The organism is Nostoc cf. commune SO-36, assembly GCF_023734775.1.
GTDB lineage: Bacteria > Cyanobacteriota > Cyanobacteriia > Cyanobacteriales > Nostocaceae > Nostoc > Nostoc commune_A.
Genome location: NZ_AP025732.1, coordinates 4,406,709 through 4,420,715 on the forward strand (window position 1 = coordinate 4,406,709; position 14,007 = coordinate 4,420,715).

The window sequence follows — 14,007 nt, forward strand, 5'->3', positions numbered from 1 at the left end:
CCAGAACTAAAGTCCGTTAAAACGGGCTATAACCTTTTCTTAGTCGTCTTAAGACGACTTTTGCTATTAGACTCAGAATTAATTCTGAGGCGGGCTAGATGAAAATGAAATAACCTTTGCCCACTCTCAACTTTTAACTCCTAACTCAATACTGGCTTAATGCCTCGCTATCGTTAACAGCACTTTTTGTCACCACAGCTTCAACTGTAGCTTTTTGTTCATCAGCATCCACAGAAGTAACTGCCCAACGCAGAGGTTCGCCTTGTTTCTTCAACTCTGTTTCAATTACTTCTAGTAACTCTGCGGGAGTTTCTTGTAAATCAATTTCTGCGGTAATAAAATGAGTAGTCATTTTGGTAAATCCTGTTGATTTGTAGTTTCTAGAATAGCTGATTTCATCTGCAATGAAATACTTGCGTAATTTATCAGATTTGGTAATTTCCGTGAACAGTTATTCAGTTATGAATAATCATCCGATATACTGATAACTGTTCACTAATTATTTGCCTTTGCCAAATTGTAACTGATAAAGTGCATCTTCTTTTTCCGTCTGAATTTTCAAATCAGAAAGGGGTTTGGCAATACAAAGCAATACGTAACCTTGCTTTTGCAAATCTGGACTAACGCCCATACCATCAGTTTGATCCACAGTTCCCTCGCTTATTTGACCGGCGCAAGTTGTGCAAACACCTGCATTACAAGAACTCGGCAGTTCCAAACCAGCAGCTTCGGCAACTGATAAGATCGTTTCATTTTCAGGAACTTGCAAGGTATGAATTTTGCCTTGGTGATCAATTTCTACGGTGTAAGTTTTGGGCATATACAAAAGAAGCGTGATGCAACGGACAAATGTATTAGTTTATCTGAATTAGTTAAAAATATCCAGATGTTACTATAAAAATTTAGGGAAAAGATTGATAATTATAACAACCAATTCTGAACAACTTTTAGGTTAGTAACATTATTTACTATACAATACACAAATAAATTAGTTAAATTTGCTTATATATGAATATGCGCGATCGCGTTTCTTTAGAGACTGTATCTGTAAGTCTGCCTTTTGGCATTGGTTCGATGTCGTGGAAGGTTGACACCACACAAAAGAAGGCGGCTTGGTCGCTGTATGTGGAATTGGTGACGCGCATTGCTGTGCAACCATTAGAAGTTGACCAGGGTTTGGTACGGGAAGCGATGAACTCTCTTTATAGTTTATTTGGCACTACCCGCGAAGTTCTCAAAGCAGCCGGGCCGGATGTGGGGGCTTCTCGTGATTCAGTGGGGGGAATTGCGATCGCAGTGTTGAATAATGGGTTAAGGCCGTTTTTGGCTAAATGGCATCCGTTGTTGCAAGCGTGGGAAGCTAGACGACCTGTGGGGGTGAGTCCGAAGGAACATGAGCAGAGTTGGTCGGAGGAAGCAAAGTTGCGAAGTGAGTTGGAAGTTTTGCGCGGTGGGTTGGAAGATTACGCCAAGGCGTTGGCAAAAATTGCTGGGGTGGAGGAGTGATAACTGCCAAAGGATGTTTTCCTCTGCCACAATAGCAAAGAAAAGGCAGAGGTAGAAAAAATTAGAGCGCAGCTATTACAAGAAGGAATAGATGCTTGGCTAGATAAATATGACTTTGAGCCATTTCTTCCTTGGCAAGACCAACTAGAAACAATTATTTCACAAATCAAAGCAGCAGCCATATTTATAGGTTCATCTGGTGTAGGCCCGTGGGCAGATATTGAAATGAAGGAGTTTCTTGTTGAATTTGTACAACGAAAACTACGTATGGGCTTAGTAATTCTTCCTGGTTGTCCTGATGAACTTATAAATACAGTTCCAAGATTCATGAAGCGGTTCCATTGTGTAGATTTTCGCCAACCAGATCCTGAACCGATGGGACAGTTGATTTGGGGTATTACTGGGAACAAGCCAAGGAGTAACGCCCATAATTCAGGCTCAATCACCAACAATTCCGCCGAAGCAAGAACTTGTGTTTTTAGGAGATATTTCTCTGCCGAAGCGAGAACTTGTGTTTTTGGGAGATATTTCTCCTCCAGAACGCGACTTAGATGACCTATTCTCAGAAAAAGGCATAAACTACACCAGACTGCGTGACCTACTCGCAGCAAAAAACTGGGAAGAAGCCGACCAAGAAACCTATCGGGTGATGATTCAGGCTGTAGGTAAAAAAGATGGCGACTACTTCGTCTCAAACGAACTCTTAAATTTTCCTTGCACTGACTTACGCACAATTGACCGCTTATGGGTAGAATACAGCAATAGACAATTTGGCTTCAGCGTCCAGAAAAAAATTTACTTGAGCGTTGGCGGTAAAGCTGACGGCAAGTTTTACGAAAAAGCCTGGGAGAAGTTTGGCGATCGCGTGGGATGGAGAGTGAAAATTAATTGGATTTCTTACGAATGTATAAGGTATTCAGATGTTAACTTTGATACCTCTTCCCCAGAGGGGACACCTCCCTATAGTGGCTGGGACACCTCCCGGTTTTTATAAGCATTTTTCTATACACAACGGGTTGTGTGGTAGGTTCCATACTCTCGCATCGAGACTTGTAAACTGTAACATTTAAGGCTCTCAGATATTTTTAAAGATTTATTACAAGCCCCGGATGCACGGTAGAATAAACATTTCAGATTTCCGATACCTGGCACTGCGGGGTTATAACAGTTCGCCTGAATAAATTTTTTTGCTACCTCATGCACCTCCGTATCTTCAGTGACTCTCTGCTTATCCCAAGGCAAACTCATCTGTCCCGGTGATTTCTTCTTACTCTTATTCTTCAAAGAAGGCAAAAAACGACTACCCCAATGATTCCTTTTTTCAGGCTTTGCCTTTGGTCGATATTTCTTACAAAACTGGCGATATCTAGCAGCGCATTCTTCCAACGTCCTCCCCAATAGCAAAAACGCCGGATGCCATTGAGTGATACCATCATTACTCAAGCGGTCATGAGTGCCGTAATTGCTGAAGTCGTAGAAAAAACCCTGCTGTATTCCTGCGGCTTTCGGGTTAGCGTGGATATATCGCAGAGTATTTAACGCACGGCGTTTATCTGTATTGGCAAAACCTGTACTGTGGTAGCGCTTTTCCCAAAAATGCCCCGTGCGGTTGAGCATTCGGTTAAAACACATAGCAGTATACCAATTCAACCAGTGCATAATTTACGGTAAATCTTCTGGTTGTTTGGGTTCCAGCAGATAATGCACATGATTGCTCATAATGCACAAAGCATAGAGCTTAAATTGATATTTTTCCTGTGCCTTCTTGATGGCATACAGAAAGACTTCGCGGCATTCTAAGCGCGTTAGGCAAAGTTCGCGGTTATTGCAGCGAGTTCGTGATGTGATAGCAAAAGCCTGATTGTAAATTACGTTTTGGGCGAGGCATGAAAAAAATCGTTAAAATACCACGCTTGCTATAATGCACTCACCAACAAACTTTGCTCATCAATGTTACAACATTAAGCCTTAAAGCTAGAACCTTAAGCCTTAAAGTTACAACATTAAGTCTTAAAGCTAGAACCTTAAGCCTTAAGGTTACAACATTAAGCTTTAGAGCTAGAACATTAAGCCTTAAGGTTACAACATTAAGCCTTAGAGCTAGAACCTTAAGCCTTAAGGTTACAACATTAAGCCTTAAAGTTAAAGCGATATGGAATACAGACCATTTGTAGGGGCACAGCAATGCTCATTGATGTCAACTTAAGCTAGAAATAGCTTCGCTGCGGGCTTCATAACCCGCCAGAGAATGAATTCTCTGGCTCATAGCTAAAGTCTACTGAAGTAGACTGAATATTTTTGGGGATATCTAGTCATCTTCAGATGACTTTTGCTATTAGCAAGGAACTTCAGTTCCTTGCGGGACATAGTTTTTGCGTTAAGTTGACACCAATGAGCAATGCTGTGCCCTATTGTCTATTGCTTAAACATAATATTATTTTGCTGAAAATCAACCTTTGACGATTTAATTCCGAGAAATTACGGGCATAAATAAAAACTTTTACTAAAACAATGCGCTTTTTGCTGAACCATAATCCAGGTTAATTGAGACACAATAGCTGTGTAAAGCTTTTAAAAGCGTAAAATTATGACTAGAAGAAAACGTAGTTCTCGGATTTTAGAAAAAGCTGAGTTTAGAGTTGCCGGGCTGAAAGCTATCAATCCAAATATCAATTTTGATGATACTCACAACTTGCAAAACCTGACTCAATTAATAGACAATTTTCACAATCTGCTTGATGATTATAACGCTGCGATCGCTATGATTGACTCTTCTAGGAATAAGCTAGATGAGATGGAAAAAACCTTAAGTCAAGTTTCAGACAAAATGCTGACGTGGGTTGGTTGCAAGTACGGCAAAAACAGCAATGAATATGAACTTGCAGGTGGCGTTAGAGACAGCGAACGAATCCGTAAAAGTAGATTGACACGCTTGAAATCTAACACAGATAAAACATCAGATGAAAATGCAATAACCGCCACGCCCTGACGGGAAATCAAAAGTCAAAAGTCAAAAGCCAAAAATTAAAAATTTTATATAATCTGCTTTTAACTTTTTTATAATAGCATCAAGGTGTCCAGAACCCCGACTTCTCAAAGAAGTCGGGGTTCTATTTCATTACGAATGATTCAGAACTGCTATATAATAAGACTTTGCATTAACCCAGAACTTCCAAAATCTTAAAATTGAATGACCCGTTTTATCCATGATAAATTCGCCAAAGACTATCTAGAAGAATTATTAAAAGATTACGGTGAAGTCAAGGCATCAGAGAAAGTATCAGGAGAGATTAAAGAAATAGATGTTTTATTCACTCCTGCTAAACAACAAAGCTCTAATATACAATACTAGGTTTGCTAGGAAGATTTGCCCAGCAGCCTGCAATTATAGAACCATACCGCAATCCAGCTTCTACCGATGAAATCTGCGACTGTATTCTCAAATTATTAGAAATCAAGGCTCTCCTGCGACGAGATGCTAAAGCCATTAAAACCAAAGTTCAGGACTCAGAAATTCCAAAATTGTGGGTTCTTACACCTACCATATCTGAAACTAGATTGTCTAGCTTTGGAATATGCAAAAAGCAGGTTGGTTATCAGGAGTGCATTTTCTCCCAGATGCGTTGCGGACAGCAATTGTAGCGATACACCAACTACCCCAAACACCAGAGACATTATGGTTGAGGCTTTTAGGTAGGGGGAATGTGCAGTCACAAGCGATTATCGATTTGCAAGCGTTACCATTAGATTATCCATACCAAAAAAGCAACCTTGAATTAGCTTACAACTTGCGCGAAAACTTGAGAGTAAACCAAGAATTAGAAGCAGATGATAGGGAGTTAATTATGCGATTAGAACCACTTTATCAAAGAGACAGAGAACAAGCCAAAGAAGAGGGAAGGCAAAGAGGGCAGGCAAGAAGGGCAGGCAAGAAGGAAGGCAAGAGGGCATGCAAGAAGGAAAAGAAGACTTAATACTTGCGTCTACTAAATCGCCGTATTGGTGAAATTGATGCATCATTAATCGGGCAAATTAAAGGTTTATCAATTGAACAATTAGAGAATTTAGGAGAAGCATTGCTAGATTTTTCTAATGTTGCTGATTTAGAAACTTGGTTAAACCAACAATCAATCTAATTCATTTCGATTGATAAGGAGTTAATTATGCGACTAAAACCACTTTATCAAAGAGACAGAGAACAAGCCAAAGAAGAGGGAAGGCAAGAGGGCAGGGAAGAAGGAAGGCAAGAAGGAAAAAAAGACTTAATACTGCGTCTACTAAATCGCCGTATTGGTGAAATTGATGCATTATTAATTGGGCAAATTAAAGGTTTATCCATTAAACAATTAGAGAATTTAGGAGAAGCATTGCTAGACTTTTCTAATGTTGCTGATTTAGAAACTTGGTTAAACCAACAATCAATCTAATTCATTATTACTACACCTGGTTATTACTACACCTGGCGACTAGAAGTCGTAACTATACAGACTTGTGTTGAGCGGAGTCGAAATACGAAACCCACCTCCGTGGGTTAAAAATCCTTGATTTCCTCTCAGTCCACGGAGATGGACAATGCTAGTGTAGTAGCGAATTCTATTTGCCCAATACTTTTCAAACTTTCAGTATAAAAAAAGTTGCTAATAACCGATTACCAGTAAGGCTTTCATCATAAAAGTAAGCTAAACTTTTATAGCCAAGGATTGCCTAAAAATTTCATAATTAAAGATAGAACATCCCAATGGAGAATATAAAAATGCTAGAACAATATCGTAAACACGTTGCCGAAAGAGCAGCACTCGGTATTCCTCCTTTACCATTGGATGCGAAGCAAACCTCAGAATTATGTGAATTACTGAAAAATCCGCCAAAGGGTCAAGAGGAGATATTATTACATTTATTGCGCGATCGCGTTTCTCCTGGTGTTGATCCAGCAGCTTATGTCAAAGCTGGATTCCTCACCGCGATCGCCAAAAATGAAATCACCAGTCCCTTGGTTTCGCGCATAGAAGCGGTGCAATTGCTGGGCACAATGATAGGTGGTTACAATGTGCAAGCTTTAATCGATTTGCTGCAATGGCCCACCGTATCCCTCTCAGACTCATCTGAAACACCTTTAGTAATGGGTGGACAAGGAAAGGAACCCATTTCCGCCTACGCCGCCAACGCTTTAAGCAAAATCCTCTTGGTGTATGACGCTTACCACGATGTTTTAGAATTATCTAAAACCAATCCTTTCGCCAAACGGGTGGTTGACTCTTGGGCGGAAGCTGAATGGTTTACCATGCGTCCCACAGTCCCAGAAGCGATTACTGTCACCGTTTTTAAAGTTCCTGGCGAAACCAACACCGACGATTTATCCCCCCGCCCAAAGCGCCACAACTCGCCCGGATATTCCCTTACACGCCTTAGTGATGTTAGAGTCACGGCAACCGGGAAGTTTGGCAACCATTAGCGAACTGAAGAAAAAAGGGCATCCTGTAGCTTACGTGGGAGATGTAGTTGGTACAGGTTCTTCGCGTAAATCTGCCATCAACTCAGTATTGTGGCACATGGGAAATGATATACCTTTTGTGCCAAACAAACGCGCTGGGGGTTATGTTTTAGGTGGTGCGATCGCGCCAATCTTCTTTAACACAGCTGAAGATGCCGGTGCTTTGCCTATTCAGTGCGATGTCACCAAACTAGAAACCGGCATGGTAATTACCATCCATCCCTACAAAGGCGAAATCACCAACGAAACAGGCGAACTTATTTCCACCTTTGCCCTCAAACCTGACACCATCCTCGATGAAGTCCGTGCAGGTGGACGCATCCCCTTACTTATCGGACGTACCCTCACCGATAAAACTCGTCTTGCACTTGGTTTAGAACACAGCACAGTTTTCACCCGTCCTCAGCAAGCCTTTGATACAGGCAAAGGCTACAGCCTAGCACAGAAAATGGTAGGTAAAGCTTGCGGATTACCTGGTGTACGTCCCGGCACATCTTGCGAACCCATCATCAGCACTGTTGGTTCTCAAGATACCACAGGCCCCATGACCCGCGACGAATTAAAAGAACTTGCTTGTCTTGGTTTCAGTGCAGACTTAGTGATACAAAGCTTCTGCCACACAGCAGCTTATCCCAAACCAGTAGACATCCAAACCCATCACGAACTCCCCGACTTCTTTGCTTCTCGTGGCGGTGTCGCCCTCCGTCCCGGTGATGGTATCATCCACTCTTGGTTAAACCGGATGCTGCTACCCGACACTGTAGGAACTGGCGGCGACTCTCACACCCGCTTCCCCTTGGGTATTTCCTTCCCCGCCGGTTCTGGATTGGTAGCCTTTGCAGCCGCCTTGGGTGTCATGCCTTTAGATATGCCAGAGTCAGTTTTGGTAAGATTTAAAGGTGAATTGCAACCAGGTATCACCCTGCGCGATGTCGTGAATGCCATTCCCTACGTAGCAATTCAAAAAGGTTTGCTGACAGCAGAAAAGCAGAATAAGAAAAACGTTTTCTCCGGGCGAATTCTGGAAATAGAAGGTTTGCCAGATTTAAAAGTTGAACAAGCCTTTGAACTCACTGATGCTAGTGCCGAACGTTCTTGTGCCGGATGCACAATTAAGCTGAGTGCAGAGACAATTTCTGAATATCTGCGTTCTAACGTAGCGTTGCTGAAAAATATGATAGCACGAGGCTATCAAGATGCGCGTACCATGCTGCGCCGTGTGGCAAAGATGGAAGAATGGTTAGCAAATCCCGTGTTATTAGAAGGCGATGCCGATGCGGAGTATGCCGAAATCATTGAAATTGATTTGAACGAAATAAAAGAACCAATTGTTGCTGCTCCCAATGACCCCGACAATGTTAAATTATTATCGGAAGTTGCTAATGATCCAGTGCAAGAGGTATTTGTCGGTTCTTGTATGACAAATATTGGTCATTATCGGGCAACAGCGAAAGTTTTGGAAGGCGCAGGTGAAGTGAAAACTCGCTTGTGGATAGCACCACCAACCCGCATGGATGAACACCAATTAAAAGAAGAAGGTGTATACAGCGTTTTTGGGGCTGCGGGTGCTAGAACAGAAATGCCCGGATGCAGTTTGTGCATGGGTAATCAAGCGCGAGTTGCTGATGGCACAACAGTGTTTTCTACCTCTACCCGCAACTTTAATAATCGCATGGGTAAAGATGCGCGAGTGTATCTTGGTTCAGCAGAATTAGCCGCAGTTTGTGCTCTGTTAGGACGACTTCCAACAGTGCAGGAATACTTAGATATTGTGGCGAGTAGAATTCATCCTTTTGCAGATGATTTGTATCGGTATTTGAACTTCGATCAAATCTCCGGTTTTGAGGATGAAGGGCGCGTGATTGCATTAGAAGATATGCCGAGGCTTGAGGATATCTTGGGTATGCCAGCTAGTAGTTTGCGTTAGTAGATGATTAAAGTAGGGTGGGCATTGCCCACCTGACACCACAATTTGAATAGGTGAATATCAATGGAATTTTACACAGTAGTACTCAAGCAAAGCGCTGGTTATTGGGTTGCTTTGTGTTTAGAAAATGGAATTGTAGGACAGGGCACTATTCAAGAAGATGCTATTCGTAAGCTAAAAGAGGCTATTGAATCTTTTGAAATTGTTTATGAGTCTGAAAGTAATATTTATAAATCTCCCATTTCAATAGATGAATTACATGAATTTTTATTTGTTGAAGAAAAAGAACAAGATTCAGAGATATATGAATTAAGGAAGGTTTATGCCTAAAAACATACCTTCTTTGAAACCAAGACAGTTAATTAAGCTTTTAGAACAAGCAGGTTGCACATTTCATAGAGAAGGAAAAGGCGACCATTGTTTATATACACGTGAAGTTGATGGTAAAAGAAGAGTAGTTCCTATAGATATGGGTGCAAGAGAAATGTCTCCTGGTTATGTTTTGCCTATTTTTCGGCAGTTTGGCTTTACTGATGAGGATATTGAAAGTTTGTTAAGGTAAGTAATTTTGGGTTTTACTGCATTCAACAAACCTACGGCTAAACTTATTTTAATTGATTCTTTCTAGCCATATTTGCAATGCCTTATCAACTAGAAATTTTATATCATCAACAAATATTCCCTGTTTTAAAAAACTGCCTTTATTTTCTGGAACAGAATAATAAATGTGATTGAAGAATTTTTCCCAAAATATACTTCCTTCTTTCACAGGAGCATATCGCCGATATGTGAGATATTCTTCCGTTGGATCAATTTGCATTCTAGCAATAGTTTTATTTTGGCGACTGGGAATAACTAGCCATAAAAATAAGAGTATCTTTTTCGATTTTCTATCAAAACATAACTCTGCACATTGCCTCATCTTATCCTTACCATATTTACTTGCATATATGATGCTTTTATTCACTATTAGTTCTTCTAATCTATGATCGAAACTTAATATCTGATGTCTAATTCTCGTTAAATTTTCTATTTCCGTGTTTGTTAAAGAACCTAACCAATCTAATAATAATCTTGGTGGTTCAGGAATATTATCATTTTCTTGATTTTGGAGATTACAGCACTTCCGGCAGCTATGAGGTACATCCTCAAAGCTAAAAGCTATGTTAGGAGAGAGGCAATAAGAAAAACTGTATTGCATAATAGCGGGAAGCGCTGTAACTTCTTGATAATTAATTTTTATAGTTTTTGTTTCTGATTTGTTATGAATGTGAGAGAGATGAAAATAAAATTCATCATTTTCGTACACAATTAAAAAATTCAATAAATCAAAATTTAATCTACTGTGTTTTTTATCAATTAAATTATGACGATGAAAACTCGGACAGATAGCTAGTAGCCGAATTTCTTCATCATAATTAATATTAGTTTTTAAAGGTTGTTCTTCTAGTAAATTGTCATAATAGCGTGTAAGTTGATTAATCACATATCTATCTTCTGTATTTTTCAGTTCAATAATAACTAGTTGATTATTTTTTCCTATTGCTAGGATGTCACAAACTTCTCCTTTTATAGATAATTGGCGTGTTAATGGCTTTAGTTCAAATATTTCTTCTAAATTATCCCAAACAAAAGTTTCTAATTCAGACTCATCAATAAATTTCCAGCCTTGATCAGTTTTGCGTAATGCTACGTTCTTTTGCATGATCCAAGTTAAGTAATACTAAGTAGATAAGCTGATTTTTTTCAACCGTGATGAGTCCAAAAGCCATTTATATAAAGCTTTTAGCTAAGATATGGTTTAAAAAACATTATACTTATATATTTAATTTATACTAAAAGTTATCTGATGTCCTTGTTTAGATAAGTAAAAATAGTGAACTGCGATCGCACCTTCGCACTTTGCACACAGACCTAACCCCCCAACCCTTCCCTGCTAGCGTTGGGGGAGAGGTCAATCCATGCGATCGCACTTAGTAAATTAGGGATGCGATCGCTGTAAACTATTAAAGTCTAATTCGTCCGAGACTACCACTTTGTTCGATGAAATTTTGCAACGAATGCGGGATAAAATTTCTTCTCGTCAGTATTTAATGACCCTGCACGCTGAAGAAGAAATGAGCGATGATAATCTAACAATCTATGACATTGAACAAGGTATCCTCACAGGCGAAATACTGGAACGTCAAAAGGATAAAGTGACAGCAGAATCTAAATATCGCATCAGAGGTTTAACTCTTGATGCTGAGGAAGTCGAAATAATTACAAAGCTAAGTCCAACTGGAAAGCTTGTTATCATTACTGTATACATACCCTAATACCAGGAAAGCGGCAAATGCTGTGTGATATTTGTGGAAGCGAAGGTGTAAAAATCCGCCAAATTACTAGAACCTATGGTAAAGGGAAAGACCTGCTAGTAATAGAAAACATTCCAGTAATAACCTGTACTCATTGCGGCGAAAGTTATTTAACTGCTGAAACCCTTCACAGAATTGAACAAATTAAAACTAACCGGAAAAAATTAGCTGTTGAACGTCCTGTAGAAGTGGCTAGTTTTGGATCATGAATAATTGCCAAAATTAACTGTTGCTTTAGTTATTCTATTATTAAAAAACATTTATGGATTTCTACACAACAGTTTTGCCAAAGAGTGCGGGTTACTGGGTTGCTTTATGTTTAGAAAATGGACTAGTAGGACAAGGGATAAATCAAGAAGCAGCAATCAAGCAACTTAAAGAAGCGATCCACACAGACCTAATCTAGGGTGTTGACTCTGTGTCTTTTTAGAAGTTAACAAATCATGCAAAATATGTGTGGTCATTGCGAGCTTTGCGAAGCAATCGCAAAATCTCTGGGATTGCTTCGCAAAGCTCGCAATGACAATTGAGCATTTTTTTACTTGGAGTACTCTAGGTGATTATTGTGTTGCTATTTCTTTGACGGGCTACGCCTACGTACCGCTTGAAGTACGATTGTGGAGTAAAGCGAATTGACTGATAGCACGTATTCGTTCCCATCTCCTAGCTCCTGTTGGTATTACCCGAACACGAAATCAGCTTCAAAGTTGGCAGAGGAATTTAGGGTGAGGGTCTAAAGATGTTTCTTCCAAAACGGGATGATCCTTGATAATTAAAGAGCAATGCTTACTTTCCTCACAAGTTCCTCAAATTGTTTTGCTATAAAAATAAATATAGGGCGAAAACCTTTAATAAGTTTAAAATTTACAAGTCGTTAAACATAGTTGAGGGATTAGTGATTTTTGACAATCCCGCATTTGGAAACCCGAAACCGTAAAGACCAATTACCAATGAAATCGGAGGTCTATATGATGTTTAAAAAAATTCTAGTTGCATTAGATCGTTCACAAATAGGGCAACAGGTTTTTGAAGAAGCGTTGGGTTTGGCAAAGTTAACACAGGCTGAATTAATGCTAGTGCATGTCCTATCTCCCGAAGAAGAGGGTAGTCCTTACCTACCTATGCTGTCTAATATGGACTACTATCCGGGATTCAGTGGTCAAAGCTTTGAGTTATACCAAAAGCAGTGGGATAACTTTAAAGATCAAGGAATTCAAATGTTGCAATCTTTCTGTGCCCAAGCTAACACAGCAGGTGTAACGACGGAATTTACACAAAATGTTGGTAATCCTGGTCGCATCATTTGTGATTTAGCCCATAGTCATGGCGCTGATCTAATTGTCATGGGACGTAGGGGTCGTTCTGGACTGATGGAACTATTTCTCGGTAGTGTGAGTAACTACGTTCTTCACCATGCTCCTTGTTCAGTGCATGTTGTACATCTTTCAGTTACTTCTAAAATAGATAAAGTTGCCAAAGAAACTACAAGCGCTTTCAGCGCTAACTAACTACTACTTTGTCAAGCTAGTTTTGCAGGTTTGTAGTAAGGACTTGAGTTTTTACTACAAACAACTAAACAGTATTGAGCTAAAATAGAGCGTAAGCATCGCTTTTTCAGCGAAGAGAAAGTCCGCTACCGAAAATTAGAGTTGAGAGCTAAAAGTGGATCTATGAAAGAAGATACTATCGAGATCACTGGTTTTCACGCTCATGTTTACTTCGATAGCGCGAGTCGGGATGTAGCGGCGCGTGTACGTGAAGAATTAGGCGCTAGGTTTGACGTGCAACTCGGACGCTGGTTTGATAAGCCCATCGGCCCCCACCCCAAAGGAATGTATCAAGTTGCTTTCTTACCGAATCAATTTGATAAAGTTGTCCCCTGGTTAATGCTCAATCGTGAAGGATTGGATATTCTTGTCCACCCTGAGACAGGCGATGCTGTCGCAGATCATGCGGATAATTCCTTATGGTTAGGAACAAAGCTAGATTTGAATATTGAGTTTCTTAAACAACTGAGTTCGACTTCATCCAATTAGGATAAGTAGTTCATTTTGTTGTATATATAATATTAATTGATAAACTTTTTATATATTAAATATATTTTTTAAGATAAATAGGCTCTAGTGAAGACTTTTAGTTTTTAGAGCTACATCTACCTGTTTTAGTAGTACTTCTAGGGTGGAAGAGTTATCTAAAACAACATCTGCATGAGCCACTTTTTCTTCAATAGATAATTGGCTGTTGATCCTAGCTTGTGCCTGTTCTCTATTTAAATGGTTTCGTTGTATCAATCTTTGTAGTTGTTGCTCTTGGGAACAACGCACTACCCAGATTTCTGTAACTAAATCAGTCATTCCCGCTTCAAATAATAGAGGCACTACTAACACTAGTGTTTGTGAGGAGGACTGAGTTTATTGCTTTGAGAAAGCGATCGCGCACAATTAGGATGAATCAAATTGTCTATCCAGTTGCGTTCATCTTGACGATTAAAAATAATTTCGCCTAGCTTTTGGCGGTTGAGGCTACCATCTGGTAATAAAATTTGTTCGCCGTAACGTTGTGCGATCGCACCTAAAATAGGCGAACCCAAAGATACTGCCTCTCTAGCATAAATATCTGCATCCAAAATCGGCAGGTTATAAGCGCTAGCTAAATAAATTGGTGACAGTGGTTTTGCCTGTGGCAATACCTCCAGTTATAGCCGATTATACGTTTTGTCATTAGTC

16 protein-coding genes and 4 pseudogenes are annotated in these 14,007 nt (G+C 39.9%); 14 read left to right on the top strand and 6 right to left on the bottom strand.

Annotation, left to right across the window (positions count from 1 at the left end):
• Positions 1–145: 145 nt before the first annotated feature.
• Entirely contained in the window at positions 146–352 is a 207-nt protein-coding gene (locus ANSO36C_RS19800; protein ID WP_251955900.1) for a hypothetical protein, read from the bottom strand.
• Between the two features lie 147 nt (positions 353–499).
• A complete protein-coding gene (locus ANSO36C_RS19805) occupies positions 500–820 on the bottom strand; it encodes a 2Fe-2S iron-sulfur cluster-binding protein (RefSeq protein WP_251955901.1) in 321 nt (106 codons plus the stop codon).
• A 194-nt stretch (positions 821–1,014) separates the two neighbouring features.
• On the opposite strand from ANSO36C_RS19805, the gene ANSO36C_RS19810 reads away from it, so the two are divergent.
• From ANSO36C_RS19810 to ANSO36C_RS19820, 3 genes are read left to right on the top strand one after another with little or no spacing between them, the layout of a single operon-like run.
• Positions 1,015–1,506 carry a hypothetical protein gene (locus ANSO36C_RS19810; protein ID WP_251955902.1) on the top strand — a complete coding sequence of 164 codons (492 nt, stop codon included), beginning with the start codon at positions 1,015–1,017 and terminating at the stop codon, positions 1,504–1,506.
• A gap of 60 nt (positions 1,507–1,566) precedes the next feature.
• Positions 1,567–2,061 carry a TIR domain-containing protein gene (locus ANSO36C_RS34960; protein WP_410174716.1) on the top strand — a complete coding sequence of 165 codons (495 nt, stop codon included), beginning with the start codon at positions 1,567–1,569 and terminating at the stop codon, positions 2,059–2,061.
• Positions 1,979–2,500 carry a GUN4 domain-containing protein gene (locus ANSO36C_RS19820; RefSeq protein ID WP_251955904.1) on the top strand — a complete coding sequence of 174 codons (522 nt, stop codon included), beginning with the start codon at positions 1,979–1,981 and terminating at the stop codon, positions 2,498–2,500. Before ANSO36C_RS34960 ends, ANSO36C_RS19820 begins: the two co-directional genes overlap by 83 nt.
• A gap of 8 nt (positions 2,501–2,508) precedes the next feature.
• Here ANSO36C_RS19820 and ANSO36C_RS19825 read toward each other — a convergent pair whose 3' ends face one another.
• Entirely contained in the window at positions 2,509–3,165 is a 657-nt protein-coding gene (locus tag ANSO36C_RS19825; RefSeq protein WP_251955905.1) for a transposase, read from the bottom strand.
• A 3-nt stretch (positions 3,166–3,168) separates the two neighbouring features.
• On the bottom strand, positions 3,169–3,375 hold the full coding sequence (locus ANSO36C_RS34320) for a transposase (protein WP_323374608.1): 207 nt from the start codon (positions 3,373–3,375) through the stop codon (positions 3,169–3,171).
• Positions 3,376–4,093: 718 nt separating this feature from the next.
• Between ANSO36C_RS34320 and ANSO36C_RS19835 the strand changes: the two genes are divergently transcribed.
• From ANSO36C_RS19835 to ANSO36C_RS19860, 6 genes and pseudogenes are all read left to right on the top strand, one after another.
• Positions 4,094–4,495: a hypothetical protein gene (locus tag ANSO36C_RS19835; RefSeq protein WP_251955906.1), complete on the top strand. Its 402-nt coding sequence runs from the start codon at positions 4,094–4,096 to the stop codon at positions 4,493–4,495.
• A 201-nt stretch (positions 4,496–4,696) separates the two neighbouring features.
• Positions 4,697–5,642, top strand: a pseudogene (locus tag ANSO36C_RS19840) (DUF4351 domain-containing protein).
• A 12-nt stretch (positions 5,643–5,654) separates the two neighbouring features.
• Positions 5,655–5,933 (top strand): annotated as a pseudogene (locus ANSO36C_RS19845) (DUF4351 domain-containing protein); the annotation flags it as partial.
• Positions 5,934–6,259: 326 nt separating this feature from the next.
• Positions 6,260–8,924 (top strand): annotated as a pseudogene (gene acnB / locus ANSO36C_RS19850) (bifunctional aconitate hydratase 2/2-methylisocitrate dehydratase).
• 63 nt (positions 8,925–8,987) lie between these two features.
• Complete coding sequence (locus ANSO36C_RS19855) at positions 8,988–9,254, top strand: type II toxin-antitoxin system HicB family antitoxin (protein ID WP_251955908.1); 267 nt, start codon at positions 8,988–8,990, stop codon at positions 9,252–9,254.
• Positions 9,247–9,486 carry a type II toxin-antitoxin system HicA family toxin gene (locus ANSO36C_RS19860; RefSeq protein WP_251955909.1) on the top strand — a complete coding sequence of 80 codons (240 nt, stop codon included), beginning with the start codon at positions 9,247–9,249 and terminating at the stop codon, positions 9,484–9,486. Before ANSO36C_RS19855 ends, ANSO36C_RS19860 begins: the two co-directional genes overlap by 8 nt.
• Positions 9,487–9,534: 48 nt before the next feature.
• Here the strand turns inward: ANSO36C_RS19860 and ANSO36C_RS19865 are convergent, their stop codons facing one another.
• Positions 9,535–10,629, bottom strand: a complete 1,095-nt coding sequence (locus tag ANSO36C_RS19865; protein WP_251955911.1) for an endonuclease NucS domain-containing protein — start codon at positions 10,627–10,629, stop codon at positions 9,535–9,537.
• 331 nt (positions 10,630–10,960) lie between these two features.
• Here ANSO36C_RS19865 and ANSO36C_RS19870 point away from each other — a divergent pair, with 331 nt between their 5' ends.
• The 5 genes from ANSO36C_RS19870 (at position 10,961) to ANSO36C_RS19890 (ending at position 13,317) form a co-directional block, all read left to right on the top strand.
• The gene (locus tag ANSO36C_RS19870) at positions 10,961–11,242 is read left to right on the top strand and encodes a DUF4258 domain-containing protein (protein ID WP_251955912.1); all 282 of its coding nucleotides are present in this window, start codon (positions 10,961–10,963) and stop codon (positions 11,240–11,242) included.
• Positions 11,243–11,259: 17 nt separating this feature from the next.
• On the top strand, positions 11,260–11,490 hold the full coding sequence (locus ANSO36C_RS19875; protein ID WP_251955914.1) for a type II toxin-antitoxin system MqsA family antitoxin: 231 nt from the start codon (positions 11,260–11,262) through the stop codon (positions 11,488–11,490).
• Between the two features lie 53 nt (positions 11,491–11,543).
• A complete protein-coding gene (locus tag ANSO36C_RS19880; RefSeq protein WP_251955915.1) occupies positions 11,544–11,687 on the top strand; it encodes a hypothetical protein in 144 nt (47 codons plus the stop codon).
• Positions 11,688–12,252: 565 nt separating this feature from the next.
• Entirely contained in the window at positions 12,253–12,789 is a 537-nt protein-coding gene (locus ANSO36C_RS19885) for a universal stress protein (protein WP_251960386.1), read from the top strand.
• Between the two features lie 162 nt (positions 12,790–12,951).
• Complete coding sequence (locus tag ANSO36C_RS19890; protein WP_251955917.1) at positions 12,952–13,317, top strand: DOPA 4,5-dioxygenase family protein; 366 nt, start codon at positions 12,952–12,954, stop codon at positions 13,315–13,317.
• Positions 13,318–13,401: 84 nt separating this feature from the next.
• Here ANSO36C_RS19890 and coaE read toward each other — a convergent pair.
• A pseudogene (coaE, locus tag ANSO36C_RS19895) lies at positions 13,402–14,002 on the bottom strand (dephospho-CoA kinase).
• Positions 14,003–14,007: the final 5 nt, after the last annotated feature.

Excerpts from the sequence above, each read along its gene's own strand:
- ANSO36C_RS19855 (WP_251955908.1), top strand. The coding sequence starts at position 8,988 with ATGGAATTTTACACAGTAGTACTCAAGCAAAGCGCTGGTTATTGGGTT.
- ANSO36C_RS19825 (WP_251955905.1), bottom strand. The coding sequence starts at position 3,165 with ATGCACTGGTTGAATTGGTATACTGCTATGTGTTTTAACCGAATGCTC.
- ANSO36C_RS19865 (WP_251955911.1), bottom strand. The coding sequence starts at position 10,629 with ATGCAAAAGAACGTAGCATTACGCAAAACTGATCAAGGCTGGAAATTT.
- ANSO36C_RS19890 (WP_251955917.1), top strand. The coding sequence starts at position 12,952 with ATGAAAGAAGATACTATCGAGATCACTGGTTTTCACGCTCATGTTTAC.
- ANSO36C_RS19800 (WP_251955900.1), bottom strand. The coding sequence starts at position 352 with ATGACTACTCATTTTATTACCGCAGAAATTGATTTACAAGAAACTCCC.
- ANSO36C_RS19875 (WP_251955914.1), top strand. The coding sequence starts at position 11,260 with ATGCTGTGTGATATTTGTGGAAGCGAAGGTGTAAAAATCCGCCAAATT.
- ANSO36C_RS19805 (WP_251955901.1), bottom strand. The coding sequence starts at position 820 with ATGCCCAAAACTTACACCGTAGAAATTGATCACCAAGGCAAAATTCAT.
- ANSO36C_RS19810 (WP_251955902.1), top strand. The coding sequence starts at position 1,015 with ATGCGCGATCGCGTTTCTTTAGAGACTGTATCTGTAAGTCTGCCTTTT.
- ANSO36C_RS19860 (WP_251955909.1), top strand. The coding sequence starts at position 9,247 with ATGCCTAAAAACATACCTTCTTTGAAACCAAGACAGTTAATTAAGCTT.
- ANSO36C_RS19880 (WP_251955915.1), top strand. The coding sequence starts at position 11,544 with ATGGATTTCTACACAACAGTTTTGCCAAAGAGTGCGGGTTACTGGGTT.
- ANSO36C_RS19835 (WP_251955906.1), top strand. The coding sequence starts at position 4,094 with ATGACTAGAAGAAAACGTAGTTCTCGGATTTTAGAAAAAGCTGAGTTT.
- ANSO36C_RS19885 (WP_251960386.1), top strand. The coding sequence starts at position 12,253 with ATGTTTAAAAAAATTCTAGTTGCATTAGATCGTTCACAAATAGGGCAA.